Raw genomic sequence first — 23768 nt, 5'->3', positions numbered from 1 at the left:
GTAGCGTGGCGAACATGGCCGATGTACGCGTGGGTGTCGTGTTCCGTCCGCAGTCGCCGCCGGAGGAGCTGCGCGAAACCGTCGAGGCGGCCGACGAGGCCGGCATCGACGAGCTGTGGCTGTGGGAGGACTGCTTCCTCGAAGGCGGGCTCACCACCTCCGCTGCGGCGCTCGCGTGGAGCGAACGGCTCACGGTCGGGATCGGCCTGCTGCCGGTACCACTGCGCAACCCCGCCCTCACCGCCATGGAGATCGCGACCCTCGCGCGGCTGTTCCCCGGCCGGTTCACTCCGGCCCTGGGGCACGGTGTCCTCGACTGGATGGGACAGGTCGGCGCGCGTGCCGCCTCGCCCATGACGTTGCTGCGCGAGTACACCGACGCCGTACGCCGGCTGCTGCACGGCGAGACCGTCAGCGTGGCCGGTCGGTACGTCCAGCTCCAGGACGTGAAACTGGACTGGCCGCCGGAGCAGGTCCCGCCGGTCATCGTCGGCGCGCGGGGGCCGAAGACCGTCGCGCTCGCGGGTGAGGTGGGCGACGGCGTACTGCTGGATGCCTGGCTCGTCACCCCGGAGTACGTCGCCGCGGAGGCCGTACGCGTCGCGGAAGCCGCGCAGGCCGCAGGCCGACCGGCACCGCGGGTCATCGCCTTCGCGGAGATCGAACCCAACATCCCCGCCCTCGGCGACCGTGCCCGGGAGCTGATCGCCGAGCTCGCCTCGGCGGGCGCGGGCACGGTCATCCTGCAGTGCACGTCGCAGCATCCCGATCCGGGACCGCTCATCGCCGCCCTGTCCCGCTGACAACGGGCCCGTCCCGCTGACAGCCGCGTGGGGCGGTGCCACCAGGTCTAGAGTCACCGGAATGCGACTGCTGGCCTCCGGACGGGACGCCGACGTGTTCGAGGTCGAGGTCGGCCGCGTGCTGCGGCGTTATCGCGACGAGCACCAGGACGCGACGGCTGAGGCCGTGGTCATGCGACACGTGGCCACCGCGGGCTATCCGGTGCCCACCGTCTACGACACCGACGGCCCGGACATCGTGATGGATCGCGTCGACGGGCCCACGATGATGGAGGCCATCCTCGACGGGTCCCTCTCCCCCGCCGCCGCGGCCGAGATGCTCGCCGATCTGCTGCACCGCCTGCACGCGATCGCGCCGCCACCGGGGTTGGGCCCGGTCGAGCGAGTCGATGGGGAGCCGGCCGCCGGCGACGCGGTACTCCACCTCGACCTGCACCCACTCAACGTGCTGATCACGCCGGGCGGACCGGTCGTCATCGACTGGTGCAACGCCCGCAGCGGCCCGCCCGGCCTGGACCGCGCGGTCTCGGCACTGATCCTCGCCCAGGTCGTCAACGGCGAGTTCGTCGACATGGGCGCCGCGGCGCGTGAGCTGTTCGACCCGTTCCTGGCTGCGGTCGGACCGCTGCCCGAGCGGGACCTTGCCGTCGCCTACCGCTCCGCGGATCCGAACATGACCGCGGACGAGCTCGACCGCCTCACCCAGGCCGCGGCGCTCCTCGGCGGGTGAGCTCAGGCGTACGACGCCCGTCCGTCCTCGATGCTGTTACTCCTCGATGAAGCCTGCGGACTGACGGCCGAGGACCGGCTTGTACTCGCGCACGACGCGCTCCGCGACCAGCTGCTCGCGGTAGAACGGGTCGGCGTCCATCACGGTGTTGAGCGCGTCCTCGTCCTCGGCCCGCACGACGATGAGCGCGCCGGCCGGGTAGTCGAGGTAGGGCCCCGACAGCAGAACACCCTCCTGCCCGCTGAGGTACTCGCGATGCTCGGCGCGGAGCTTGTCGCGACCTGCATCGTCGTCGGTGTAGGTGTACTGGACCGTGAAGATCGCCATAGCCGCGATCGTACGGCGGGTGGCTAGTACGAGACCGCCCCCGGCCATCGCACTACCCCGCCAATGCGCTCACTTCCCTGGGTGGAATGACGGGCCATCTCACCCGAGGAAGTGAGCAGTTCGGCGGGGTAGTCGGGGCGGTGTCGTGGTACGCCTTGTCCCGAGCCGCTCTCGCCCGAGGAGTCACCCATGTCCGAGCCCGTCCAGCTCCGCAGCAGCACCGTGTCCGATGTCGTACGCCGAGCTGCCGCCACCTTCGGCGATCGCGTGGCCGTTCGCTTCCAGGACCGCGACTGGACGTACGCCGGCCTCGACGCCGCCGTCACGCGTGTCGCTGCCCATCTGCTCGGGACGGGACTCGAACCTGGCGCCCGGGTGGCGGCGTACGGCAAGAACTCCGACGCCTACCTGATCGCGTTCCTGGCCTGCGCGCGTGCGGGTCTCGTGCACGTGCCGATGAACTACAACCTGACCGGATCGGAGCTGGACTACCTTGTCGACCAGTCCGGCAGCTCCGTCGTCCTCGCCGACCCAGCGCTCGCAGGCAACCTGAAAACCCTTGAGCACCAGCCTGATTCGGTACTCCTGTTGCGCGACGGTGCCGACTCGCTGGTGGACATTGCCCTGGCGGAGAGAGAAGCGACGGTCGGGGTCGAGGTGCAGGACAGCGATACCGCGCAGCTCCTCTACACGTCGGGGACGACGTCGAAGCCCAAGGGCGCGATCATGTCGCACCGCGCCCTGGTCCACGAATACGTCTCGTGCCTCACAGCTTTGGACCTCGGGCCCGACGATGCGCCGCTGCACGTGATGCCGCTATACCACTCGGCGCAGATGCACGTCTTCATCCTGCCGGGCCTCATGGTGGGCCAGCTCAACACGATCTTGGAGACGCCCGAGCCCGGCGACGTGCTGCGTCGGCTCGCCGAGGACGGTCACTGCTCGTTCTTCGCGGCGCCCACCCTGTGGGTCGCCATGGCCAATCACCCGTCGTTCGAAGCCCTTTCGTTCGGTGGGCTCGCCAAGGCGTACTACGGCGCGTCCATCATGCCTGGCCCCGTGCTCGCGAAGTGGCAGGACAAGGCGCCGTCGGTCGGGTTCTACAACTGCTTCGGGCAGTCCGAGATCGCCCCGCTGGCAACGGTTTTGCGCCCCGAAGAGCATGCGGATCGTCCCGACAGCGCCGGCCGCCCGGTGCTGTTCGTCGAGGCTCGCGTCGTCGATGGTGACGGCCAGGACGTACCGGCCGGCGAGCTCGGCGAGATCGTCTATCGCTCACCACAGCTGTGTGACGGCTACTGGGACAAGCCGGACGCGACGGCCGAGGCGTTCAAGGACGGCTGGTTCCACTCGGGCGACCTGGTCCGCCGCGACGACGCCGGCTACATCGTCGTCGTCGACCGCATCAAGGACGTCATCAACACCGGCGGCGTCCTCGTCGCATCGCGCGAGATCGAGGACGCGCTCTACAGCCACCCGGGCGTCGCGCAGGTCGCCGTCGTCGGCACACCGGACGAGAAGTGGATGGAGAAGGTCACGGCCTACGTCGTACGCCAGCCGGACGCCACGGTGGACGCCGAGACTCTCACCGCGCACGCGCGTACGGCACTGGCCGGCTTCAAGGTGCCGAAGGAGATCCACTTCATCGACGACCTGCCGCGCAACGCCTCCGGCAAGATCCTCAAGCGCGAGCTCCGCGACGAATAGCCGGTCGAGTAGCGAGGCGGGTCTCGATACGGCTCGTTCCTCGCCTACTCGACCGGCGATGGGTCAGAGGTAGGCGCGGACGGCGGCCATGGCTTGGCCGATGTAGCCGCCGCCGAAGATCACCGCATGCAGCAGCAACGGGTGAATTCGATGCAGCTGCAACCGATCTCGCCATTCATCAACCAGCGGCGACTCCTCGTCGTATGCCGCCACGATGCGGTCGAGGTGCGGCCCGCCGAACATCGTGAGCATCGCCAGATCGGCCTCGCGGTGGCCACCATGCGCGGCCGGATCGATCACGACCGCGCCATCGGGTGTCCACATCACGTTGCCGGACCATAGGTCGCCGTGCAGCCGCGCGGGCGCTTCGCCGGTGTCGTAGTCGCCATCGCGGAGCCGGTCCGAGAGCCGCTCGACGTCACGCTGGTCGTCGGCGGAGAACGCACCCCGTCGTACGCCCTCGGCCACGAGCGGGGAGAGCCGCAGGTCGGCGTACATCTCGCCCCAGCTCTCGTACGCGCCCAGCAGCAGCGGCAACGGCTCGCTCAACGGCCCCAGCCATCCGTCGCCCTCCCAGCCATCGGGACCTGAGCCGTACGCCGGCGCCCCGGCCAGGTGCGTACGTGCCAGTCCTCGGCCGAGCGCCTCGGCCCCGGCCATCGAAGGGGCTGTCGCCTGGATGCGTTGCAGCACAAGGCGATCCGCATGCGTCTCCAACACCTCGACCGCAGGGACACCGTCGGCGGCGGCGAGCCAGCGCAGGCCGGCGGCTTCCCAGGCGAAGTAGCCGTCGGGCGCCAACGACGAGGCCTTCACGAACGAGGAGGCATCGGCGTACGGCATGGGAGCCATTCTGCGTGAGGTGCGGTCTAGGTTGGCCAGCATGAGCGAATCCACGGCACCGGACGAGGCCGTCGAAGCCGCCGAGCCCTCCGGTGGCGAGAGCATGCTGACCGTGGTGATCGCGTTCGTCGCCAACCTGCTCATCGCCATCGCGAAGTCGATCGCGGCCGCGATCACCGGGTCTGCGTCGATGGTTGCGGAGGCCGCGCACTCCTGGGCGGACGCCGGCAACGAGGTGTTCCTGATCGTTGCGGAGCGCCGCAGCGCCCGCCCCAGCGACGCCAAGCGCCCGTTGGGATACGGCAAGGAGGCGTACGTCTGGTCGCTGTTCGCGGCCGTCGGCCTGTTGACCGCCGGTGCCGGTGTGTCGATCGTGCATGGCATCCAGGAGCTCGGCTCGGACGAGTCTCCGGACAGCTATGTCATCAACTACGTGGTGCTGGGCATCGCGTTCGTGCTCGAGAGCGTCTCGTTCTTCCAGGCCACCCGGCAGACGCGCGGCAAGGCGGCCGCGGCCGGCCTGCACCCGCTGCGCTTCATCAACCGCACGTCCAACCCGACGCTCCGGGCGGTCTTCCTCGAGGACGCGGCTGCGCTGACCGGCCTGATCATCGCGGCGCTGGGCGTCTGGCTCCACCAGGTCACCGGCGACGCTGTCTGGGACGCGATCGGCTCCATCGTGGTCGGCGTCGTACTCGCCGCAGTCGCCATCTTCCTGGTCGAGCGGAACCGCTCATTCCTGGTGGGCGAGGCGATCGGTGGGGCCACCCGCGACCGCGCGCTCACGGCGATCCTGGCCCACCCGGAGGTCGAGCGCGTCACCTACTTGCACCTCGAATTCGTAGGGCCAGAGCGGCTTTTCGTCGTTGCGGCTGTCGACCTGACCGGCAATGCCGACGAGGCTGCCCTTGCAGTCCGCCTGCAGCAGGTCGAGGACGCGATCGAGGGCCACTCGATGATTCAGGCCGCGGTGCTGTCGCTGTCCCTGCCCGACGACCCGCCACTCGTCCCCGAAGGTCTGGTCGGCGGCGCTCACCCGGCCTGAGGGTTCCTCCCGTCAGCGGCTCGTCGCGGACGTAGCCTGGCCACAGGTACGTCCCGATGCGCCGGTGCTCAGAAGGGAACGACATGCCCACCAAACCCACCATCGTTCTGGTTCATGGTTTCTGGGGAGGTGCGGCCCACTGGGCGAAAGTCATCGTCGAGCTCAACGGACGTGGCTACTCCTCGATCCACGCGGTGGAGAACCCCCTGACGTCGCTGGCGGACGACGCAGAGCGCACCCGCAAGATGGTCGCCCAGGTGGACGGGCCGGTGCTGCTGGTCGGTCACTCCTACGGCGGCGCGGTCATCACCGAGGCCGGTGACCTCCCGAACGTCGTCGGGCTCGTCTACATCGCCGCCTTCGCACCCGACGCCGGCGAGAGCCCCGGCCAGATCAGCCAGGAGCACCCGCCGGCCGCGATCGCCAATCTGGCGCCCGACTCCGACGGTTATCTGTGGGTCAAGCCGGACCTGTTCCACGAGAGCTTCAGCCAGGACCTCGACCCATCGGAGAGCCTGGTCATGGCGGTCACCCAGAAGGCGCCGCTCGCCTCGACCTTCGGCGACAACGTGACGGCGCCCGCCTGGAAGAACAAGCCGAGCTGGTACCAGGTCTCGACGCAGGACCGGATGATCGACCCGGACAACGAGCGGCGCATGGCCCAGCGGATGAACCCGCGCAAGATCATCGAGCTCGATGCCAGCCACGCGTCGCTGGCGTCTCAGCCCGGGCCGGTCGTCGACCTGATCGACGAGGCAGCGGCTGCGGTGTCCGGCTAGGGCCGATCAACCGGACTGACGCCACTCGTCCTCACGGATCGCGAAGACGAGCTCGTCGATCCACTCGCCCTTGAAGAACGTGTTGTGCACCAGGTGCCCCTCCTGCCGCATGCCGAGCCGCTGTAGGAGGCGCGCCGAGTCAGCGTTCTCGCGGACGCAGATCGCGCAGATGCGGTGCAGGCCGAGCTCCTCGAAGCCCAGGCGGAGTACGGCCTCCGCTGCCTCGCGCGCCAGGCCCTGCCCCTGGTAGTCGGTGTGCAGGGCGAAGCCGAGCTCACCCTGCCGGTTGGCGATGCTGTCCCACTTCAGCAGGACCTCGCCGATCACGGTGCCGCTCTCGCGCAGCTCGATCGCGAGGACGAGCCACTGCCCCTCCTCGGCCAGCTCGCCCTGCACGAGCTTCTTCTCCAGCGCCTCGCGGGTCTGCTCGCGGTCCCGGACCGGCCACGGCACGTAGCGGACGACCTCGGGCCGCGAGTGGAAGGCGTACAGGTCGTCGAGGTCCTCGCGGCGGTGCGGTCGCAGGTCGAGCCGATCGGTCTTGATCGGGTACGTCGGGCGCAGCCCGGTCGTCGTCTCCACCATGCTCATTCCTGACCTCCGTCGGTGTGCCGCTGCGGGTAGTCTAACGGCGTTAGACACGGAAGGTCATCCCGATTTCCGAGGGAGGGACACATGGCTGAGCGACGCGAGTCGTCATCACACGCCGCAGTCGGCATCTCCGTGCAGTCGATCGTCGACGCCGCGCTCGACGTCATCCGCGAGACCGGGCTGAGCGGGCTCACGATGCGCTCCCTCGCGCAGCGGCTCGGCGTCCGCGCGCCCACGCTCTACCACCACGTGCGCAGCAAGGACGAGCTCCTTCAGCTGGTGGCCCGCCACGCCTTCGGCTCGTTCGAGACGGAGCGGGAGGCGTACGACGACGTACGGACTCTCGATGACTGGATCGCCATCACGACCGCCGGGACGCTTGAGCTGCGGTCCTTCTATGCACGTCACCCGGGACTGGCCGGCCTCATCCAAGCGACCGCCACACCCGGCCGCGACCAGGGCGACGGCTCGCGAGCAGCCCTGACCCGCGCGCAGATTGACGCGCTCGTCCGGCTCGGTCTCCCCGAGGCGCAGGCGCGCGAGACGTTCGAGGCGACCGCCCGGTGGACGATGGGCGCGGTCGCCGCCGAGGGCGCCACGGGTGCCGACGACGCGCTGTTCGCACGCGGGCTCGACCTGTTCATGACCGGCGTACGCACCCAGCTGGCCAGTCGCGCTGGTTGAGCCGCTCGGCTCAACCAAACGATGCCCAACCACCTGGGGCGCGTGTCGGCGAACGGGTGTCATCGAAGACTGTGCACTGCCCCGCGAGGTGGGGCAGTGCACAGTCTGCCGATGGCCCTGTCTAAAAGTCTGCGCCCCACTACGCGGGGCGGACGAGCCGCCCGCGGCGTCAGGCGCGGGCGGCGTCAGGCGCGGGCGGCGTCAGGCGCGGGCGGCGTCAGGCGCGGGCGGTGGCGAGCTCAGGCGCGGGCGTACGCCGGGTGGCGCGTTCGGAGCGAACGGCCAGTCCCAGCACCGCCAGTCCGAGGAATGCGAACACGCTGCCGACCCACAGGGGCGAGCCCCAGCCGAAGCCAGCCGTGATCGCCAGCCCGGAGATCCAGACGCCGAGGAAGTTGCCGACGTTGAACGCGGCGATGTTGGCCGAGGACGCCATCGTCGGCGCGGCGGACGCATGATCGAGGACCCGCATCTGCAGGCCCGGCACCGTGCCGAACCCGAAGAAGCCCATCGCCATCAGCAGCGCGACCGACGCGACCTTGCTGTCCGTCAGCAGGGCGAACGCGACGAGCACGACGCCGAGCGAGAGCGTCAGGGTGACGAGGGTGCGGGTCAGCGCGCGGTCGGCCCAGCGGCCACCGAGCAGGTTGCCGACGAACAGGCCAACGCCGAACAGCACGAGCAGCCACGGCACCGCGCCCTCATCGAACCCGGTGACGCGCGTGAGCAGCGGCTCGATGTACATGAACGCGCCGAACATGCCGCCGAAGACGAGGACGGTCATGCCGAGCGAGTACCAGACCTGCCGGTTGCTGAACGCTGCCAGCTCGGAGCGCAGGCGTGGCCGCGGGGCGTCTGCCGCCGCGGCCGGCACGAGTGCGGTGATGCCCGCGAGCGCGATAACGCCGACGACGGAAATGACCGCGAACGTCGCGCGCCAACCCCACTGCTGACCGATGAACGTGCCGAGCGGGACGCCGAGCACGTTGGCCATCGTGAGCCCGCCGAACATGATCGAGATGGCGCCGGCCTTCTTCTCGGGCGCTACCAATGAGGCGGCCAGCACCGAGCCGATCCCGAAGAACGCGCCGTGCGCGAGAGCGGCGAGGACGCGCCCACCGAGGAGGGCGGCGTACCCGGGAGCGAGCGCCGAGGCGATGTTGCCGACGGTGAACAGCACCATCAGCACCTGCAGGGCGCGCTTGGGCTCCCAGCGGTTGACGATCGGCGTGAGCGCGAGGGCACCGACGACGACCGCCAGCGCATAGCCCGAGATCAGGTAGCCCGCAGTGGGCACCGAGACGTCCATGTCGTCGGCGACCGACGACAGCAGGCCGGCGATGACGAACTCCGTGAGTCCGATGCCGAAGCCCCCGAGAGCGAGGGCGATGAGGCCGAGCGGCATGTGGATGCGCTTCCTTTCGTACGACGAGGTGCGGCACTCGCGGATAAAGCGCGTGTGCAACTACTGGCGTACGCATGAAGTTAGTTGCATGCGCGGTCTATTGCAAATCAGAGTTATAGTCGTCGCATGGGTATTGCTGATGACGCTGTCGAGGTGCGAGCGACTGGTTGGCGCACGCTGGCAGCCCTGCACGCAGTCATCGAGACATCGCTGGAGCGCGAGCTGATGCGCCGGCACGCGCTGTCCGTCGTCGAGTTCACGGTCTTGGACGCGCTGTCACGTCAGGACGGCTGGCACATGCGGATGGCCCAGCTGGCCCGCGCGGCGGCCCTCTCCCCCAGCGCCACCACGCGCCTGGTCAACCGCCTCGAGGACCGCGGGCTGCTGACCCGCGTCCTGTGCGCCGATGACCGGCGCGGCATCTATACCGAGCTGACGGCCAAGGGACGCAAGGAGTACGACCGGACACGGCCGACGTACGACAAGGCACTCGAGCAGGCGCTCGGCGAGGCCGAAGAGCTCCCCGAGCTCGCCCCGCTCGTCGACTTCCTGCACGGAGTCCCCGCTCCCACCCGCTGAGCGGACGCGAGACCCTCCTGGCGGCTACCGGTCGCCCGGGTCAGCGCAGGTTGTCGACCGCAGCCTTCGCCTCAGCCAGACCCAGTCCCGGGTAGTGCTCCCGCAGCGCCTTGATCGCCTGGATCGGCTTGCCACCTGCAGCGAGTGCGCGCACCTGATCAGGCACCGGCAGGCCGGCGGGGAGCTCCGTACCGGTGACTCGCGCGAGCTCCGCGAGCTGAGCCTCGAGCACCCGGACGCGGTGCTCCAGCGCGGCCACCTTGGCAGATGAAGCCCACATGATCAGGCCTCCCGACGGACGTGGTCCGCAACGTCGGAGGTGACGGGCACGGGGCGTGCGGGAGCCGTCGTACGGCCGCCTCGCCCAGGCAGGACGCGCAGGTGCGGGCGGCGCATCGTCGGGCGCCGCAACCGGGCGGCGAGGCTCGGCCGCGGCGCGGGAGCCGCAGACGACCGGCCGGGCATCAGGGTGCGGGCCGCTGGCACGACCGCGCGCGGACGGATGCGCCGACTGAGGTCGGCGTGCTGCAGCAGCTGAGCGATCGGGACGTTCATCTTGGGATGGGTCCCCACGGGCAGCTCGCCGGTGAAGACCACCCACACCTGCTTGTCGCCGTGGAACACCCTCAGCGCGGAGCCGTTGATCAGGCTCGCCGCGTGCGCGAGCGCCTGGCGCTTGAGGCCGAAGCGGTTGAGGGAGCCGTGAGCCGCGGCCTGCGCCGGTCGGCGACCGTACTTGGCGGCTTCATAGGCCATCGGTCCGTACTTCACCCCGAGCCGCAGCGCGTGGGTGAAGGCTCTCGTCTTGCCGGGCATGAATCCTCCTGGTCGGCAGGTCCACATACTAGGCGCCGAGCCGGGCCCAGCCGGCGAAGCGGCCCGGTGCACCGGCGTCTGAGGCGACGCATAGCCTCGCGATGTGGCACCGCTCCTGCTCGACATCACTCCGCTGCGGGTCAACCCGTCCTACCGCCGCCTCTTCACGGGCTTCACCCTCAGCGGCATCGGTGCTCAGCTCGCGACCGTCGCCATCGGACTGCAGGTGTACGACATCACCGGCTCGACCTTCGCGGTCGGCCTGGTCGGGCTGTGTGCCTTGGTGCCCCTGGTCGTCATGGGTCTGTACGGCGGCGCGCTCGTCGACGCGCACGACCGGCGGACGGTCGCTCTCGTCGCCGGCGTCGTGCTGTGGATCGTCTCTGTGCTCAACACGGTGCAGGCACTGTTCGACAACACCCACGTCGGCGTCCTCTACGTCCTGGTGGGCGTCTACAACGCGGGCTTCGCGGTCGTCAGCCCGGCGCGTTCGGCGATCTATCCGCGGCTCCTCGACCGGGCGCTCCTCCCGGCCGCCAACGCACTCTCTGTCGCTGCCATGAACATCGCCATGACCGTCGGCCCACTGATGGCCGGACTCCTCGTCGACTGGGGAGGCTACGTGCTGGCGTACGGCATCGACGCGGCGCTGTTCACCTTCGCGATCTGGGGGCTGCTGCGTCTCGAACCGATCCCACCGGAGATCGACCCGACCGCGGATACCGGTGTGCCGCAACGCCGTCCGGGCCTTTCGTCCGTGCTCGACGGGCTGCGATTCCTGGGCACTCGACCCAACGTACGCATGACGTTCCTCGCCGACTTCTGCGCGATGATCCTCGCTCAGCCGCGCGCACTCTTCCCTGCTGTGGCGGTGCTGTCGTTCGGCGGCGGCGCCAAGACGGTCGGTCTCCTGTCGGCCGCCGTCGCGGTCGGCGCCATCGTGTCGATGCTGGTGTCCGGGCGGCTCGGCCGCGTGCGACGGCAGGGGCTCGCGGTCGTGGTGTCGGTGGCGCTGTGGGGTGTGTCCATCGTGGGCTTCGGGATCGCGGTGGCCGGCGCTGGCGGCGTACTCACCTCCTCCCAGGCCCTCTGGCTGGCAGCCGTCGCGCTCGCCGGAGCCGGTGCCTGCGACTCGGTCTCAGCCGTCTTCCGAACGACGATCCTCCAGTCCGCGACGCCCGATCACCTCCGCGGTCGGCTGCAGGGCGTCTTCGTGGTGGTCGTCGCCGGTGGACCGCGCCTCGGCGATCTGCTGGCGGGCACCGGCGCGACGATCTTCAACGAGGCCGCCGCGGCAATCGTCGGCGGCATCCTGTGTGTCATCGCGGTAGCGCTGTTGGCCTCCTGGCAGCGCGGGTTCCTGCGGTACGACGCCCAGCACCCCACCCCGTAGGCGACGCTCGCCGGACCGGAACCAGCCTCAAGACAACGGGTGTACGACCGCGCCAGATGCGACGCGGGCGTACACCCGTTGGGCGAAGCAAGGGTCAGCGCAGGCGCAGCGCGTCCTTGATCGTGTAGTGCAGGTCGGTCTGGTCGGTCAGGCCGACGACGTTGGCCGCACGCGGGCCGTACGCCGCGATCCGGACCTGGGTGCCCGTGTGCTCCTGCGAGCCGCCCTCGGGAGCGGTGCCGTAGCTGAGCGTCATCGGGCTGCCCTCGTTGGTGAGGAGCGTCGCGGTGAGGCCCGGCGTGTTGGTGCCGGTCTCGACGATCTGGCTGGTGTGGCCGTGGTCCGCGGTCACGATGACCGTGGTGTTGCCGTCCTTCTTGGCGAAGTCGAGAGCCGACTTGACCGCGGCGTCGAAGCCGACGGTCTCACCGATCTGACCGCACGCGTTGGCGGCGTGGTCCTGCTTGTCGATGCTCGCGCCCTCGACCTGCAGGAAGAAGCCCTTGCTCGAGCCCTTCGCGTTGTTCAGCAGCGAGATGGCCTTGGTGGTCATGGCCTTGAGCTTCGGCTGCGTGGCCGGCTGGTCCGGGTTCGGCGTGCAACGCGCGGCCGGCTTGGTGGCGCCGTCCTTGGTCGCGGCCGGGCCCGCCCAGTCGACCGGGAAGTTGCCGTCGGAGAAGAGGCCGAGCACCGGTTTCTTCTGGTCGGCCGACTTCACCGCGTTGAGCTCGGTGGCGTTGGTCGGCAGCTGGAAGCCACGCGACTGCGCCTGATCGCGCAGCGTCAGACCCTTGTACTTGCCGGCGGTGGCCTTCTCGCCGAACGTCTTCGCGCCGCCACCGAGGGTGACGTCCGCACGGGTGGCGATGATCTGCTCGGCGATCGAACCCTTGCCGCCGTTCTCCAGTGCGTTGGTCGGGCAGGTCGTCAGCGTGACGGCCGGGCCGTAGCAGGAGCGGCTCGTGACGTGCGCGGCCTGGACGGCCGGGGTGGCGTCCTCGATCTCGGCGGTGGTGACGTTGCCCGTACGCAGGCCGTTCTTCTTGGCCAGCTCCAGCAGCGTGGCGTGCGGCTGGCCCTTGATGTCCACGCCGATGGCGCCGTCGTACGACTTGGTGCCGGTCGACCAACCCGTCCCCGAGGCGGCCGAGTCGGTGACATAGTCGACCTTGCCCTCCTTGGTCAGGGAGAAGGTCGTGTACTGACCGGTCAGCGGCAGGCGGTCCATGCCGGGCAGGTAGCCGTCCGCGCCGTACTGGTAGTTGCGGGCCGAGGTGATCTCGGAGTCGCCCATGCCGTCACCGATCAGCAGGATCACGTTGCGCGCGGCACCGCTCTTGGCTTCCTGCTTGATGGTCTTCGTCTGGTCGCCGTGCAGGCGGGCTGCGCCGCCGGGCTGGCTGAGGTCGCCACCCGGGCCGGCCACGGCGTACCCGGTGGCCAGGACCAGGGTTCCGGCGGCCGCGACGGCGACCAGAGTCGTACGTCGGCGGAGTCGTGCAGTGCTCATGTGAGGTCTCCCTGTGTGCGGGTCAGGTCATGCCGCTCGCACGTAACCCGTTGCCGTTGAACAGCGAGGGGGCGCCAGGTGGACGGTTGCCGACGCGAGGGCGGCAAATCGACCTGCGGCGGTCGCTCCCCGGGTCGCTCGCCTACGTCCTGGGCAGCGCGCGCTGGACCGCGCGCCTCCCAGGACCTAGCCCCGGCATCGGGGTGCTTGGCGCACCCGGAGCACAGTGGGGAGAGTTGTCTACAGAACGGAGCACGTCATGAGCTTCATCGACAAGGCCAAGAACGCCGCCGAGGATGCCGTCGGCAAGGCGAAGGAAGCTCTTGGAGGCGCCAAGGGCGACACCAAGCTCGAGACCGAGGGCAAGGTCGACCAGGCCAAGTCATCGGTCAAGGACGCCGGCGAGGACATCAAGGACACGTTCAAGAAGTAGTCCCTGTCACGCCGAGCGCCCCACAACCTCATCCGGATGTGGGGCGCTTCGTTGTGCCGTACGACGTGGGCCAGCTTTGGAACCTGAGCCCGACTAGACCAGCCCGGTCCAGGCGGATACTCCGAGGTTGGGCAGGAAGACGGTCGCGAAGCATGTCAGGGCCACAGCCACGTTGAAGGGAACGACGAACCAAAGCCAGCGTCGATCGCGCTGCGACGTGCGGGCCACCCAGACGGACAGCACTGCCCCGAACAGGATCGGCGCCACGAGCCGCACTGATCCGTACTCCCACCAGATGTTGCCCGACAGGACCCGGTACGCCGCGAGTCCGCCGAGCGCACCGCGAACACACCACCAGACGGGTTGGCCCACATCGCGGACCTCACGGATCAACCAGTCCGGCATGACTGCCTCGAAGCGCCGGACTACTTCGACTCCCCACTTCCATGCGGCAGTCGTCGTGACAATGCGTGGATCGCCACGACGCAGTGCGGCGATACCCAAGAACGCCGATACGACAGCGCTCCCCATCCAGAACACCGAAACCACATCGACGACGAGCAAAGTCAGCATCCACGACATGCCGATGACAAGGCTGCCGACCGAGATGCCACCCCACATCAGCGCCTGCGCGCCATGTGACGACTGTCGAGATCTCGCAGGCGGTGGATAGTCGGCGGCGGCGCGGAGCTCGGCGGCGTACTCCTCGGGTGAACCGAGCCGCGCCTCCAACGCGGCCGTCGAGCCGTCGCCCAGCTCGCGCGTCACCTCATCCAGATGGCCGGCGACGTCCTCGAGCACCTCTTCGAGCTCGGCCGGCGGCAGGTCGGCCAACGCCGCCCGCACCCGCTCCTGATAGCTCACCGCTACATCGGTCGCCGTGCTCATGCCGCGTCCTTCAGCAGAGCCGACATGGTGTCGGCGAAGTGGTTCCAGGTCTTGGTCGAGCGCTCCAGCTGGTCACGCCCAGTGGCGTTGAGCGCGTAGTACTTCCGGTGCGGGCCCTCCTCGCTGGGCTGGACGTACGACGTCAGTGCGCCACCCGCGTACAGCCGGCGCAGCGTGCCGTAGACGCTCGCGTCGGCGACGTCCTCCATGCCGGCCGCGCGCAGTCGACGCAGCACGTCGTAGCCGTAGCCGTCGCCGTCCCGCAGCACGGCGAGCACGGCGAGGTCGAGCACTCCCTTGAGCAGCTGACTCGTATCCATCACGTTCCTCCCTGTCCTGGACTGTGTGCCCGGCACTGGGTCGGGCAGCCCCCAGACCTGTCGACCCAGTGCCGCGTTCCGCACGGTAGTACAGATTGCAGAGTAGTGCGCGATGCGACACGGAGACGGTTCTCCAACACACATTGACTGGGGCTACACGCATGCGTGTAGCCCCAGTCAATGTGTGTTGCGGGGTGGGGCGAGAAGCGGCCCGTCAGGCGTCGAGGGGGTGGCCGGTGGGGCCGTCGTACGGGTCGGCATCGTCCACGCCAGGGCCGCCGAGTGGCGAGCCCATCCACGACAGCGCGACCCAGCCGGACGTCGAATTGCCTTCAACGACAACGACTCCCGTGTTGCCGAGCATGTTGTTGCGCGCGAACGCCGCGCCCAGGTTGCCCGCGCGGATCGTCGTCCAGACCCGGATCAGCGCACCGTGACTCACGACCGCAGCGACGTCGGCACCCGCAGCCTCGACCTCAAGCAACGATGCGTCGACGCGGGCCAGCACGTCGACACCGGTCTCCCCGCCGGGCATCCGCGCCTCGAGGTCACCGTGCGTCCACTGCCACATGGCCTTGAGGTAGGCGTCGATGCTGTCCTGGTCGGTGCGCTTCTCGACGTCGCCCGCCTGGATCTCGTGCATACCGGACAGCTCGAGGACGGGTACGCCGGTCGCGCGTGCCAGCGGCGCCGCGGTCTCCCGGGCACGCAGCGCACGGGAGGCGAAGACCGCTCCGATGTCGTCGCCGGCCAGCGCCTCGGGGATCGCGTCGGCCTGGGCCTGCCCGAGCTCGGTCAGCCCGGGTCCAGGCAGCGTCGTGTCGAGCGAGCCCGCAACGTTGGCGGGCGTCTGGCCGTGACGGATCAGCAGCAGGCGCATGTAGTGGCTCCTTCGAGTCGCCGGCTCCTCCATCCTCGCCTAAGCCCTCGCCTGGTCGCGGGTCAGGTGCCGAGCAGGCCCTCGAGACGGTCCAGGGAGACGCGCAGCTCACGTCGTACGCCGACCGGCACGATGGCCGCGCGACCGGGCACGCGGACGCCTCCCGTGAGCGCCACGCGTGTGCCCCCGCCAGGCTCGGGCGCCGCAGCCATCGCGATCACCAGGAAGCGGCTCTGCAGCCAGCAGTAGCCGGGCCGGGCGATCCCACGCAGCCGAGCGCGCATGCCGTAGTGACTACGCGCGACCAGCGTCACGGAGTCACCGTCACGGGCCTCGATCTCCACCGAGCGCATGTCCGGCTGCACCATCGTGAAGCCGTGCTCGAAGTCCGCCAGGATCGCCCACACGTCATCGACGCCGGCGTCCACGACACGTTCGAGCACGATCGCGCCGCTCACTCCAGCTGCCAGCGCACGCAGTCGCTGGACCGAGTTCAGTTCTGCCACAGGCCAGTTCGTCATGATCCCCACTCCTTCCTGAACCGGCCTCGCGCGCGGTGCAGTCGTGACTTGATCGTGCCTTCGGGCAGGTTGAGCACCTCGGCCGTCGCCGCCTCATCGAATCCTTCGAGGTCCCGCAGGACCAGCACCGCTCGATGCTCGGGCGTCAGTCGCTCCAGGACGTCTCGTACGTCGGCCGCCAGCGTCGGGTCCCCTGGCGCCGGCACCCGCTCCAGCAGGTCGTCCGACGACCCGCGGTGGCGTGCGTCCCGGCGAGCGTGGCGTACGGCCTCGCGCACCGCGATCGCTCGCACCCACCCCACCAGCGCGACCGGGTCACGCAGCGTCGGCAGCGCGCGCATCACCGCGATGAGCGTGTCCTGCGCGGCGTCCGAGCCGCTGTCGAGCGCGATCGGACCGCACACCCGCTCGACGTAGGGCGTGAGCCGGTCCAGCACCTCGTTCAGCGCCAGGGTGTCCCCACGCTGAGCGGCCCGGACGACGTCCGGGTCGACCCACCGTGGATCACTGCTGTCGAGCACGCAGGAATCCTGTCATCAGCGCATCGACCTGGTCCGGGCAGTCGAGCGTGAGGGCGTGGCCGCACTGGTCGAGCACGTGCACCTGAGCCTGCGGGAGCCGTACGCCGAGCTCGCGTGCCTGCGCGACCGGCACCACCGTGTCCTGCCGCCCCCAGATCACCAGCGTCGGCTGCGTCGTACGCGGCAGCGCCCGCTCGGTGACGGACCAGTCGAGTCCCGCCTCCAGCTCGTACATCGAGCGCACGTTGTCGGGCCGCGTCCCAGCCGCCCAGAAGCCGTCGACCAGCTCCGGCGCGGCCCGCTCGCGGTGCACGAAGAGCGCGCGCACGGCGGACTCCGTCATGCTGCGCGACCCGACCGTCAGGTTGGTCAGCGCGCGCCCAACCACGGGCAGCTTGAGCATCTCCCAGCTGGTCGGATCGGGCTCATCGAGCACAGTCGGAGCGAGGAGCATCAGGCTGCTGACTCTCTCCGGATGACGCTGCGCGTATGCCGTCGCCCATCCGCCACTCCACGAGTTACCAGCAAGCGCAGCGCTTTTCACGCCAACAGCGTCGAGAAACGAGTCCACCGCACCGGTCATCCCATCGAGGGTGAAGGCGAAGTCGTGGTCCTTCAGTGAGGTGAAACCTTGCCCAGGGAGGTCGACCACATAGACCGTGTGCGTCGCCTTGAGCGCCTCCAGCTGCGGCAGCCAGGAGTTCACCCAGGACGCGCCCGGGGAGAGCAGCACGACCGGCGTACCCGAGCCCTCCTTGAGGTAGTGGAACCGCGCGACCGGCGTCTCGACGTACCGTGACTCCACCGCACCGAGCGCCCGCTGAGGGTCGTACGGCTGCGTCTTCGGAGGGAATCCGTAAGCAGCAGTGAGGGTTCCGCACACGAGCAGGGCCGGTACGACGGCCGCTACCGCCCTGCCCCACACGCGCCTCCCCGCGCGGCCGGCTCCAAGAAGTCGCCACCCGCAGACGGCCATCACCATGCAGAGCGGTGTGTAAGCCAGGGCGTTGATCCACGCGAAAACCGTTGGCATCGCGCCAAACCCGACGACTGCCCAGACCACGCCGAACGCCGCTCGGGTGGCCACGCCGATGGTCACCGCCAGCGTCGCGAGCTGCCACAGCCACCCGAACCGGTGGTCACGACCCAACCAACCTCGCGCGACCACCAGGCCCGCGGCCGTCCAGAGCAGCGCCGCCAGCGGCAGGACGACACCCGGCCCGAACGACGTCGCGAACCCGAGTACGGCGAGCGATAGGTGATGCTCGTCGCTCGCCGGCCAGGTCAGCCCGGTCGCCCAGACCGCGTGACACAACCCGTCGAGCGCGAGCACGGATGCGATGAAGAGCGCGGACCGAGGCAGGGTGCGCTGCGGCGAGGTAGCGGTTCGGACAGCCGGCGCGGCGGGCGAGATCGTTGTCATGCCTGGAGGAGGCCGCAGGCCGCCCGAACGTTCCCCACAACTTCGCAAAGGGCTCCGGGCACGAACAGCCGGCACCAGGCGACCGGGCTCGCCGCAAAGCCAGCTGGCTACTGCGCGCCTTCGACGAACCGCGCCGGGACGTGATCGGTGAGCCACACCAGCTCGTTGCCCTGGTGGAATACGGTTCCAGCCGCAGCCGCGGCGGCGGCATCGATGACCAAGACGACCGGGACGGCACACTTGCGTCGACCGACCATCACGGCCGTTTCGCGGTCCACCGACAGGTGCACGAACTGCCGTCCCATGGCCAGCAGCCCCTCCACCTGAATCACCGCCCAGGTCTCCGGCGCCGTCCCGTGGAACAAGCGCGGAGGCGGAGTCGCCGGGCGTCGCTGAATGCGACCGGGCACAGAGTGCCCGTAGAGCGCTCGAATGCGATCACCATCAATCTCATGTCGCCGTTTAGCTGCTGTCGTGAGCATCCGCTTCAGCGCGGCGCGGTCAACCGACTCCCAGTCGCCGCCTTCCTCACGAAGCGCACCGAGCAGCTGGTCGACCGACGCCCAGCCCTCATCGTCCAGCTCAAGCTCGTAGAGCCACGGCTCGTGGCGCAGCGCGTGAGAGACCGCGCGACTCAGATCAACGTCGCTGATCGTCACGTCACTTCCTCCTGCCACGCACCTGATGGTCCTTCTGGCGAGACTCCCTGAGCCCGGTCGGAGTCAACACCACGAACGACCGGCGGAGGCGACCGATTGAGGAGAGTCGGCTCTGGGATGCCGTTCGCAGGGCTCGTTCACAAGGTCTACCGCGGGCGTCGGATGGCCATTGCCGCAAACCCCGGTCCCGTCCGAATCGATCCATACACTGAAGGACGCAGATCGAGGCAGGACAGGGGGACGATCACGGCCGTGCGATTCCGGATACTGGGCACTCTTGAGGTTCTCGACAGTTCAGGCTGGCGCAGCGTCGGCACATCGAAGGGCGCAGTTGCGCTGGCCACCCTGCTCGTGCACGCGGGCGAGGTCGTGTCCATCGACCACCTGAGCCTCGCGCTGTGGGGTGACACCCCGCCCAAGAGCGCCACGACCCAGGTGCACGGCTACATCATGCGGCTGCGCAAGCTGCTCGACGACCGCGACGGCAGCCAGGTGCAGACCGTGGCGCCGGGCTACCGGCTGCGGCTCGGCGAGGACGACCTGGACGCGGCCGTCTTCGAGGCCCGTGAGGCAGAGGGTCGCGGCATCCTCGCGGCGGGTGATCCGGCTCGAGCAGCCGAGATCCTGAGCGAGGCCCTGAGCCTGTGGCGCGGACCGGCTCTGTGCGGCGTACCCACGTCCGAGACCGTAGAAGCGGAGGCCGACCGGCTGGCCGAGCGGCGGCTCGGGGCCCTCGAGTCCCGTATCGACGCCGACCTGGAGTGCGGACGGCACGCCGTGGTCATCACCGAGCTGCGCCGCCACATCGACCAGAACCCGACCCGCGAGCGTGCCCGACGCCAGCTGATGGTGGCGCTCTACCGCAGCGGCCGCCAGGCCGAAGCGCTGGAGGAGTTCCGGCAGACCCGCCGGCTGCTGATCAACGAGCTGGGTGCCGAGCCGGGCCCGGCCCTGCAGGACGTGCACCAGCGCATCCTCGCCGGCGACCACGAGCTCCTGGTCCCGGAGACCGTGGTCCAGGGCCCCGTCCAACCCACTCCCGTGCACCAGCTGCCGGCCGACATCGAGGACTTCACCGGGCGTACCGACCATGTCGACGAGCTGGTCGCCGCCTTGACCCAACGCGCACCGGACGGTCCGCCAACCGTCGTCGTCGTACACGGCGCTCCCGGCACCGGCAAGTCGGCCCTCGGCGTACGCGCGGCACGGATGGCCGCCAAGACCTTCCCGGACGGGCAGCTCTACCTCGACCTGTCGGGCAGCTCCAGCACGACCGAGGAGCTCAACGAGCTGCTCGCGGACATCCTGCGCACGCTGGGAGTGACGGGTTCAGCCGTACCCAGCGGGTTGCAGTCCAGAGCCGCGCTCTACCGGTCCCTGCTCGCCGAGCGTCGGATGCTGATCCTGCTCGACTCGGCCGCGACCGTCGAACAGGTCCGGTGGCTGCTGCCGCCCGACGGCCAGTGCGCGCTCGTCGTGACGAGTCGGCAGGTACTGACCGGGCTGCCCGGCGCACGCCGCATCGAGCTGCGCGAGCTGAGCGCCGCCGAGGCGTACGACCTGCTCGGCTGCATCGTCGGCAGCGAGCGGGTGGCCCGCGAGCCTCAGCACGCCGAAGCCATCGCCCGGCTGTGCGGACACCTGCCACTCGCCATCCGGATCGCCGGCGGCAAGCTGCTCGGGCGCCCGACCTGGTCGCTCGGCGTGCTGCGCAACCGCCTCGAGGACGAGACCCGGCGGCTCAGCGAGCTCCAGCTGGGTGACCTCGGCGTCCGCGCCAGCGTCGACCTCAGCCTGGACCTGCTGGCGCCCGAAGCCGTACGCGCCTTCGGCCTCCTCGGTCTGCTCGGTACGCCCACGCTGCCTGAGTGGGTTCTCGCGCCCCTGCTGGATCGGGACAACGCGGACTCCGTGCTCGACGCCCTCGTCGACGCCAACCTGGTCCGGCCGATCGTGTCCGACGCGAACGACGAGCCGCGCTACCAGATGCACGACCTCCTCCGAGCGTGCGCTGCGGAGTCGGCAGCAGGCCAGCCGCCGGCCGAGGTCAGGGCGGCGATCGGTCGTCTGCTGGCGACCTGGCTCGGCTTGCTCGAGGCGGCCACCCAGAACATGCCGCCCAGCCTGTTCCGGCCGCCCCGCGGCACGGCACCTCGTCGCACCCTGCCCGAGCCCGTCGTACGACGGCTGGTCGAGGACCCGCTGCCCTGGTTCGACACCGAGCGCGAGGCGTTGATGGGCGCAGTGCGCCTCGCGACCGAGTGGGATCTGCCCGACCTGGCATGGGAGCTCGCGGCCTCGGCCGCTCCGTTCTACGACCATCGCGCGCTGCACGAGGATTGGCGGCGCAGCCACCAGCTCGCCCTCAGCCGGGTCGGCGGTGACCGCTTGGGCGAGGGCGTGCTGCGGCACGGGCTCGGACAGGTCGACATCTATCGTGTGGAGTTCGACGCCGCTGCCTCGCAGATGTCACGCGCGCTCGACCTGTTCCGTCAGGTCGGCTACCCCCTCGGGGAAGCGCTCGCCCTTGCCGGAGGGGCATCGGTCGCCCGTCAGCAGGGCCGGTACGACGAGGCGCTCGAGACCGGTCGTGAGGCCCTCGCCGTCGCCCGAGCGGCCAAGGAGCACCACCTCGCCGCCCAGCTGTCCAGCGCGGCAGGCGTACTGCTCCTCGCCCTGGACCGGCACGCCGAGGCGACGGTCGCGTTCGAAGAAGCGCTCGCCGGCTGCCGGGCGATCGGCGACCAGCACCGCGAGGCGGTGATCATGCGCGAGCTGAGCCAGCTGCACCACGCTCTGGGTGAGTCGATGACGGCACTGGACCACCTGAGTCGCGCCCTCGCGATCTTCGTCGACCTCGACGACGATCGCTGTGTGGCGTACACCCTGCTGCATGTCGGTCGGATCCACGTCGACCTCGGCGAGCGCCCGAAGGCCGTCGCCGCGCTCACCCGCGCCGGCGCGATCTTCCGGCGCAACAGTGCACCCTCGGACGAGGCCCGGTGTCAGCAGCTGCTCGGCGAGCTGGAGGCCAAGGGCGGCAACGCCGACGGCGCTCGCCGGCACTGGATGCGCACGATGCGGCTGTGGCAGTCGGTCGGCGCCGACCAGGAAGCCGCCGAGGTCCAGACCCAGCTGATCTCCCTCGACCTCTGAGGACTCAAGGGTTCGACCCGGCGATGTAGCGAGCATGTAGCCGATCGCTATGGGTCTTCATCAGAGTTGCCACATCAACGCACTCTGACGACGGGGGAACCTCATGAAGACCATCGCCCGACTGGGTATCGCGGCCATCGCTGTTGGCACGCTCGCTGCTGGCATCGGTGTCCTGCAGCCTGCCGAAGCACACACGGCCAGCGAGGCCATCGCGGCCGGCTGTGGCTCCGGTTTCAAGACCGTGACCGACGGCCACCGCGCCGTCACCACCCCGACCGGGGCGAAGTGGGGCGACGTCTACCTCACCTACAACGCCTCGACGCGCGAGAACTGCGTCGTGACGGTGAAGACGAGCTACCACGGCACAGCGTCCAAGACGCTCGCACGCATAGCCATCGAGGGCGAGAGCAGCTTCCACCAGGACTGGAAGGCCTACGAGCACTTCGCAGCCATCAAGGTCAAGGCCGGCGGCAAGTGCGTCGCCTACTGGGCTGACATCGCCGCTCCCACTGGCACCGCGCATGCCGCAGGCGGCCGCTGGGACTTCGCCAACTGCGGCTGACCCCCTGAACCGCCCCTCCCCGGGCCGCAGGTCACGCTTCCTCCCCCCAAGGCGTGACCTGCGGCCCACCTTTCGGTCGAGAGGCATACCGAACGCACGAGAGGCACACCCATCGGGTGTGCCTCTCGTGGTTGAGGTTTGCCTCTCGGCGAGGGTCAGCGCGACTGGCGGTCGAGCGCCCTGAGCGCAGCGAGCGCGCGAGCCACCACCCGCGAATCCATAGACCGCAGTTGGCCGTTCAGCCGCTTGACCTCCTGGGGAGACACGCCTGCAGCAGCTGCCTTCGACAGGTTGGCGGGTGTGTCCAGGCGCATCCTCAGCACCGAGTCCGCAGCCTGACGAGTGTGTACGGCCGTCGACTCCTTGCGTGGAGCCGCAGTCGGAGCCAAGTACGGCGTGCCGGTCAGTGCCGGCCCGAAGATCTTGGCGTAGCCGACGTTGCCGTCCCGGTTGGGGTGGTAGGACTCCTCGATCGGGTTGCTGAGTCCGTTGATCCACTCGGGGCTGTCGCACACGGCGTGCCCGCCGAACAACCCTCGCGCGTCAGCGAACGTGAACCCGCTGGCCGTCGACTTACTCTGGATCAGGCTGTCCAGGTCGTTGGTGGCCGAGTTGAGGCTCGCCTCCTCGTCCGGACTGAAGAACGTCAGCGCGTTGCAGTCCTCGCCGTTGAAGATCAACGGGTAGCCACCGACCACCACCTTGGCGTTGGGTGCCTTCGACCGGATCGTCGAGAACAGCGAGTCGTACCGGCCCGGGAGCTGGTCCCGCAGGATCGCCCGACCACCGGCGATCGCGCCCGAACAGTCGCTCATCCAGCCCGGCTGCGCGCACTCGGTCAGCACGTCGGCGAACCCGACGTCGTTGCCGCCGATCGTCATCGAGACGTGGGTCGTCCCGGTATTTAGCGCACCCACCTGGTTGGCTGCGACGTCAGCGGTCCGTGCTCCGCTGCAGGCCTGGTAGCTGAGGGCGAGCCCGTAGCGGGATGCCACGAGCGCGGGGTACCCGTAGGTCGACCGATAACAGCTGTCGACCTTCGCGCGGGTACCGACACCCGCCGAGTAGGAGTCGCCGAGGGCGACGTACGAGCCGGCTGCAGCGCCGGCGGTCGGGATCAAGCCCACCGTCAGCGCTGCGGATCCAGCCATCACCAGACCACGCAAGAGAGATCGTCTCGTCATACGAGAAAG

General features: G+C 69.5%; 26 protein-coding genes. 11 read left to right on the top strand and 15 right to left on the bottom strand.

Annotated elements, in window-relative coordinates:
- Window positions 1-14 precede the first annotated feature (14 nt).
- Together VV02_RS04650 and VV02_RS04645 are read left to right on the top strand one after the other, a co-directional pair.
- Window positions 15-803, top strand: coding sequence for an LLM class flavin-dependent oxidoreductase (locus VV02_RS04650; RefSeq protein ID WP_052590199.1), 789 nt, complete (start codon window positions 15-17; stop codon window positions 801-803).
- Between the two features lie 61 nt (window positions 804-864).
- Window positions 865-1533 (top strand): phosphotransferase, encoded by a 669-nt coding sequence (locus tag VV02_RS04645; RefSeq protein ID WP_052590198.1) that lies wholly within the window; start codon window positions 865-867, stop codon window positions 1531-1533.
- A 36-nt stretch (window positions 1534-1569) separates the two neighbouring features.
- Here VV02_RS04645 and VV02_RS04640 read toward each other — a convergent pair whose 3' ends face one another.
- Window positions 1570-1860 (bottom strand): YciI family protein, encoded by a 291-nt coding sequence (locus VV02_RS04640; RefSeq protein WP_052590197.1) that lies wholly within the window; start codon window positions 1858-1860, stop codon window positions 1570-1572.
- A gap of 189 nt (window positions 1861-2049) precedes the next feature.
- On the opposite strand from VV02_RS04640, the gene VV02_RS04635 reads away from it, so the two are divergent.
- The gene (locus VV02_RS04635) at window positions 2050-3567 is read left to right on the top strand and encodes a fatty acyl-CoA synthetase (protein WP_052590196.1); all 1518 of its coding nucleotides are present in this window, start codon (window positions 2050-2052) and stop codon (window positions 3565-3567) included.
- Window positions 3568-3630: 63 nt separating this feature from the next.
- Here the strand turns inward: VV02_RS04635 and VV02_RS04630 are convergent, their stop codons facing one another.
- A complete protein-coding gene (locus VV02_RS04630; RefSeq protein WP_052596551.1) occupies window positions 3631-4410 on the bottom strand; it encodes a fructosamine kinase family protein in 780 nt (259 codons plus the stop codon).
- Window positions 4411-4450: 40 nt separating this feature from the next.
- Here VV02_RS04630 and VV02_RS04625 point away from each other — a divergent pair, with 40 nt between their 5' ends.
- Window positions 4451-5455, top strand: a complete 1005-nt coding sequence (locus tag VV02_RS04625; protein WP_052590195.1) for a cation diffusion facilitator family transporter — start codon at window positions 4451-4453, stop codon at window positions 5453-5455.
- An 83-nt stretch (window positions 5456-5538) separates the two neighbouring features.
- A complete protein-coding gene (locus VV02_RS04620; RefSeq protein WP_052590194.1) occupies window positions 5539-6234 on the top strand; it encodes an alpha/beta hydrolase in 696 nt (231 codons plus the stop codon).
- A gap of 6 nt (window positions 6235-6240) precedes the next feature.
- Here VV02_RS04620 and VV02_RS04615 read toward each other — a convergent pair whose 3' ends face one another.
- On the bottom strand, window positions 6241-6825 hold the full coding sequence (locus VV02_RS04615) for a GNAT family N-acetyltransferase (protein ID WP_218917345.1): 585 nt from the start codon (window positions 6823-6825) through the stop codon (window positions 6241-6243).
- An 84-nt stretch (window positions 6826-6909) separates the two neighbouring features.
- Between VV02_RS04615 and VV02_RS04610 the strand changes: the two genes are divergently transcribed.
- Window positions 6910-7509: a TetR/AcrR family transcriptional regulator gene (locus VV02_RS04610; protein ID WP_052590193.1), complete on the top strand. Its 600-nt coding sequence runs from the start codon at window positions 6910-6912 to the stop codon at window positions 7507-7509.
- 217 nt (window positions 7510-7726) lie between these two features.
- Here VV02_RS04610 and VV02_RS04605 read toward each other — a convergent pair whose 3' ends face one another.
- Window positions 7727-8914: an MFS transporter gene (locus VV02_RS04605; protein ID WP_052590192.1), complete on the bottom strand. Its 1188-nt coding sequence runs from the start codon at window positions 8912-8914 to the stop codon at window positions 7727-7729.
- A gap of 126 nt (window positions 8915-9040) precedes the next feature.
- Between VV02_RS04605 and VV02_RS04600 the strand changes: the two genes are divergently transcribed.
- Entirely contained in the window at window positions 9041-9493 is a 453-nt protein-coding gene (locus VV02_RS04600) for a MarR family winged helix-turn-helix transcriptional regulator (protein ID WP_052590191.1), read from the top strand.
- A gap of 40 nt (window positions 9494-9533) precedes the next feature.
- Here VV02_RS04600 and VV02_RS04595 read toward each other — a convergent pair whose 3' ends face one another.
- Entirely contained in the window at window positions 9534-9773 is a 240-nt protein-coding gene (locus tag VV02_RS04595; RefSeq protein WP_052590190.1) for a hypothetical protein, read from the bottom strand.
- 2 nt (window positions 9774-9775) lie between these two features.
- Window positions 9776-10309, bottom strand: a complete 534-nt coding sequence (locus VV02_RS04590; protein ID WP_052590189.1) for a hypothetical protein — start codon at window positions 10307-10309, stop codon at window positions 9776-9778.
- A gap of 103 nt (window positions 10310-10412) precedes the next feature.
- Here VV02_RS04590 and VV02_RS04585 point away from each other — a divergent pair, with 103 nt between their 5' ends.
- The gene (locus VV02_RS04585; RefSeq protein WP_052590188.1) at window positions 10413-11702 is read left to right on the top strand and encodes an MFS transporter; all 1290 of its coding nucleotides are present in this window, start codon (window positions 10413-10415) and stop codon (window positions 11700-11702) included.
- Between the two features lie 94 nt (window positions 11703-11796).
- On the opposite strand, the gene phoA is transcribed toward VV02_RS04585, so the two are convergent.
- Window positions 11797-13212 (bottom strand): alkaline phosphatase, encoded by a 1416-nt coding sequence (gene phoA, locus VV02_RS04580; RefSeq protein WP_052590187.1) that lies wholly within the window; start codon window positions 13210-13212, stop codon window positions 11797-11799.
- A gap of 259 nt (window positions 13213-13471) precedes the next feature.
- Here phoA and VV02_RS25885 point away from each other — a divergent pair, with 259 nt between their 5' ends.
- Window positions 13472-13645: a CsbD family protein gene (locus VV02_RS25885; protein WP_083449907.1), complete on the top strand. Its 174-nt coding sequence runs from the start codon at window positions 13472-13474 to the stop codon at window positions 13643-13645.
- 93 nt (window positions 13646-13738) lie between these two features.
- Here the strand turns inward: VV02_RS25885 and VV02_RS04575 are convergent, their stop codons facing one another.
- The 7 genes from VV02_RS04575 to VV02_RS04545 all read right to left on the bottom strand — a co-directional run bounded on the left by VV02_RS04575 (window position 13739) and on the right by VV02_RS04545 (window position 18857).
- Window positions 13739-14533 carry an HAAS signaling domain-containing protein gene (locus tag VV02_RS04575; protein WP_052590186.1) on the bottom strand — a complete coding sequence of 265 codons (795 nt, stop codon included), beginning with the start codon at window positions 14531-14533 and terminating at the stop codon, window positions 13739-13741.
- Window positions 14530-14853, bottom strand: a complete 324-nt coding sequence (locus VV02_RS04570) for a PadR family transcriptional regulator (RefSeq protein ID WP_052590185.1) — start codon at window positions 14851-14853, stop codon at window positions 14530-14532. The genes VV02_RS04575 and VV02_RS04570 overlap by 4 nt, the downstream gene beginning before the upstream one ends.
- 214 nt (window positions 14854-15067) lie before the next feature.
- Window positions 15068-15733, bottom strand: a complete 666-nt coding sequence (locus VV02_RS04565; protein WP_052590184.1) for a histidine phosphatase family protein — start codon at window positions 15731-15733, stop codon at window positions 15068-15070.
- Between the two features lie 62 nt (window positions 15734-15795).
- The gene (locus VV02_RS04560) at window positions 15796-16254 is read right to left on the bottom strand and encodes an SRPBCC family protein (RefSeq protein ID WP_157063271.1); all 459 of its coding nucleotides are present in this window, start codon (window positions 16252-16254) and stop codon (window positions 15796-15798) included.
- Entirely contained in the window at window positions 16251-16775 is a 525-nt protein-coding gene (locus VV02_RS04555) for an RNA polymerase sigma factor (protein ID WP_052590182.1), read from the bottom strand. The genes VV02_RS04560 and VV02_RS04555 overlap by 4 nt, the downstream gene beginning before the upstream one ends.
- Window positions 16759-18198, bottom strand: a complete 1440-nt coding sequence (locus VV02_RS04550; RefSeq protein WP_052590181.1) for an alpha/beta fold hydrolase — start codon at window positions 18196-18198, stop codon at window positions 16759-16761. Before VV02_RS04550 ends, VV02_RS04555 begins: the two co-directional genes overlap by 17 nt.
- A gap of 107 nt (window positions 18199-18305) precedes the next feature.
- A complete protein-coding gene (locus VV02_RS04545; RefSeq protein WP_245632996.1) occupies window positions 18306-18857 on the bottom strand; it encodes an RNA 2'-phosphotransferase in 552 nt (183 codons plus the stop codon).
- 252 nt (window positions 18858-19109) lie between these two features.
- Between VV02_RS04545 and VV02_RS04540 the strand changes: the two genes are divergently transcribed.
- Both VV02_RS04540 and VV02_RS04535 read left to right on the top strand, forming a co-directional pair.
- A complete protein-coding gene (locus VV02_RS04540; RefSeq protein ID WP_052590180.1) occupies window positions 19110-22013 on the top strand; it encodes an AfsR/SARP family transcriptional regulator in 2904 nt (967 codons plus the stop codon).
- 103 nt (window positions 22014-22116) lie between these two features.
- A complete protein-coding gene (locus VV02_RS04535) occupies window positions 22117-22575 on the top strand; it encodes a hypothetical protein (RefSeq protein WP_052590179.1) in 459 nt (152 codons plus the stop codon).
- 155 nt (window positions 22576-22730) lie between these two features.
- On the opposite strand, the gene VV02_RS04530 is transcribed toward VV02_RS04535, so the two are convergent.
- Window positions 22731-23759, bottom strand: coding sequence for an SGNH/GDSL hydrolase family protein (locus VV02_RS04530; RefSeq protein ID WP_052590178.1), 1029 nt, complete (start codon window positions 23757-23759; stop codon window positions 22731-22733).
- Between the last annotated feature and the right edge of the window lie 9 nt (window positions 23760-23768).

It is taken from the genome of Luteipulveratus mongoliensis (assembly GCF_001190945.1).
Taxonomy (GTDB): Bacteria; Actinomycetota; Actinomycetes; order Actinomycetales; family Dermatophilaceae; genus Luteipulveratus; species Luteipulveratus mongoliensis.
Note: the sequence above shows the minus strand (reverse complement) of the source record. Positions and strands in the feature narration are given on the sequence as shown.

Bases quoted from the DNA above. Each gene is read 5' to 3' on its own strand.
- VV02_RS04650 (WP_052590199.1), top strand. From the start codon at position 15: ATGGCCGATGTACGCGTGGGTGTCGTGTTCCGTCCGCAGTCGCCGCCG.
- VV02_RS04645 (WP_052590198.1), top strand. From the start codon at position 865: ATGCGACTGCTGGCCTCCGGACGGGACGCCGACGTGTTCGAGGTCGAG.
- VV02_RS04640 (WP_052590197.1), bottom strand. From the start codon at position 1,860: ATGGCGATCTTCACGGTCCAGTACACCTACACCGACGACGATGCAGGT.
- VV02_RS04635 (WP_052590196.1), top strand. From the start codon at position 2,050: ATGTCCGAGCCCGTCCAGCTCCGCAGCAGCACCGTGTCCGATGTCGTA.
- VV02_RS04630 (WP_052596551.1), bottom strand. From the start codon at position 4,410: ATGCCGTACGCCGATGCCTCCTCGTTCGTGAAGGCCTCGTCGTTGGCG.
- VV02_RS04625 (WP_052590195.1), top strand. From the start codon at position 4,451: ATGAGCGAATCCACGGCACCGGACGAGGCCGTCGAAGCCGCCGAGCCC.
- VV02_RS04620 (WP_052590194.1), top strand. From the start codon at position 5,539: ATGCCCACCAAACCCACCATCGTTCTGGTTCATGGTTTCTGGGGAGGT.
- VV02_RS04615 (WP_218917345.1), bottom strand. From the start codon at position 6,825: ATGAGCATGGTGGAGACGACGACCGGGCTGCGCCCGACGTACCCGATC.
- VV02_RS04610 (WP_052590193.1), top strand. From the start codon at position 6,910: ATGGCTGAGCGACGCGAGTCGTCATCACACGCCGCAGTCGGCATCTCC.
- VV02_RS04605 (WP_052590192.1), bottom strand. From the start codon at position 8,914: ATGCCGCTCGGCCTCATCGCCCTCGCTCTCGGGGGCTTCGGCATCGGA.
- VV02_RS04600 (WP_052590191.1), top strand. From the start codon at position 9,041: ATGGGTATTGCTGATGACGCTGTCGAGGTGCGAGCGACTGGTTGGCGC.
- VV02_RS04595 (WP_052590190.1), bottom strand. From the start codon at position 9,773: ATGTGGGCTTCATCTGCCAAGGTGGCCGCGCTGGAGCACCGCGTCCGG.
- VV02_RS04590 (WP_052590189.1), bottom strand. From the start codon at position 10,309: ATGCCCGGCAAGACGAGAGCCTTCACCCACGCGCTGCGGCTCGGGGTG.
- phoA (WP_052590187.1), bottom strand. From the start codon at position 13,212: ATGAGCACTGCACGACTCCGCCGACGTACGACTCTGGTCGCCGTCGCG.
- VV02_RS25885 (WP_083449907.1), top strand. From the start codon at position 13,472: ATGAGCTTCATCGACAAGGCCAAGAACGCCGCCGAGGATGCCGTCGGC.
- VV02_RS04575 (WP_052590186.1), bottom strand. From the start codon at position 14,533: ATGAGCACGGCGACCGATGTAGCGGTGAGCTATCAGGAGCGGGTGCGG.
- VV02_RS04570 (WP_052590185.1), bottom strand. From the start codon at position 14,853: ATGGATACGAGTCAGCTGCTCAAGGGAGTGCTCGACCTCGCCGTGCTC.
- VV02_RS04565 (WP_052590184.1), bottom strand. From the start codon at position 15,733: ATGCGCCTGCTGCTGATCCGTCACGGCCAGACGCCCGCCAACGTTGCG.
- VV02_RS04560 (WP_157063271.1), bottom strand. From the start codon at position 16,254: ATGACGAACTGGCCTGTGGCAGAACTGAACTCGGTCCAGCGACTGCGT.
- VV02_RS04550 (WP_052590181.1), bottom strand. From the start codon at position 18,198: ATGACAACGATCTCGCCCGCCGCGCCGGCTGTCCGAACCGCTACCTCG.
- VV02_RS04535 (WP_052590179.1), top strand. From the start codon at position 22,117: ATGAAGACCATCGCCCGACTGGGTATCGCGGCCATCGCTGTTGGCACG.
- VV02_RS04530 (WP_052590178.1), bottom strand. From the start codon at position 23,759: ATGACGAGACGATCTCTCTTGCGTGGTCTGGTGATGGCTGGATCCGCA.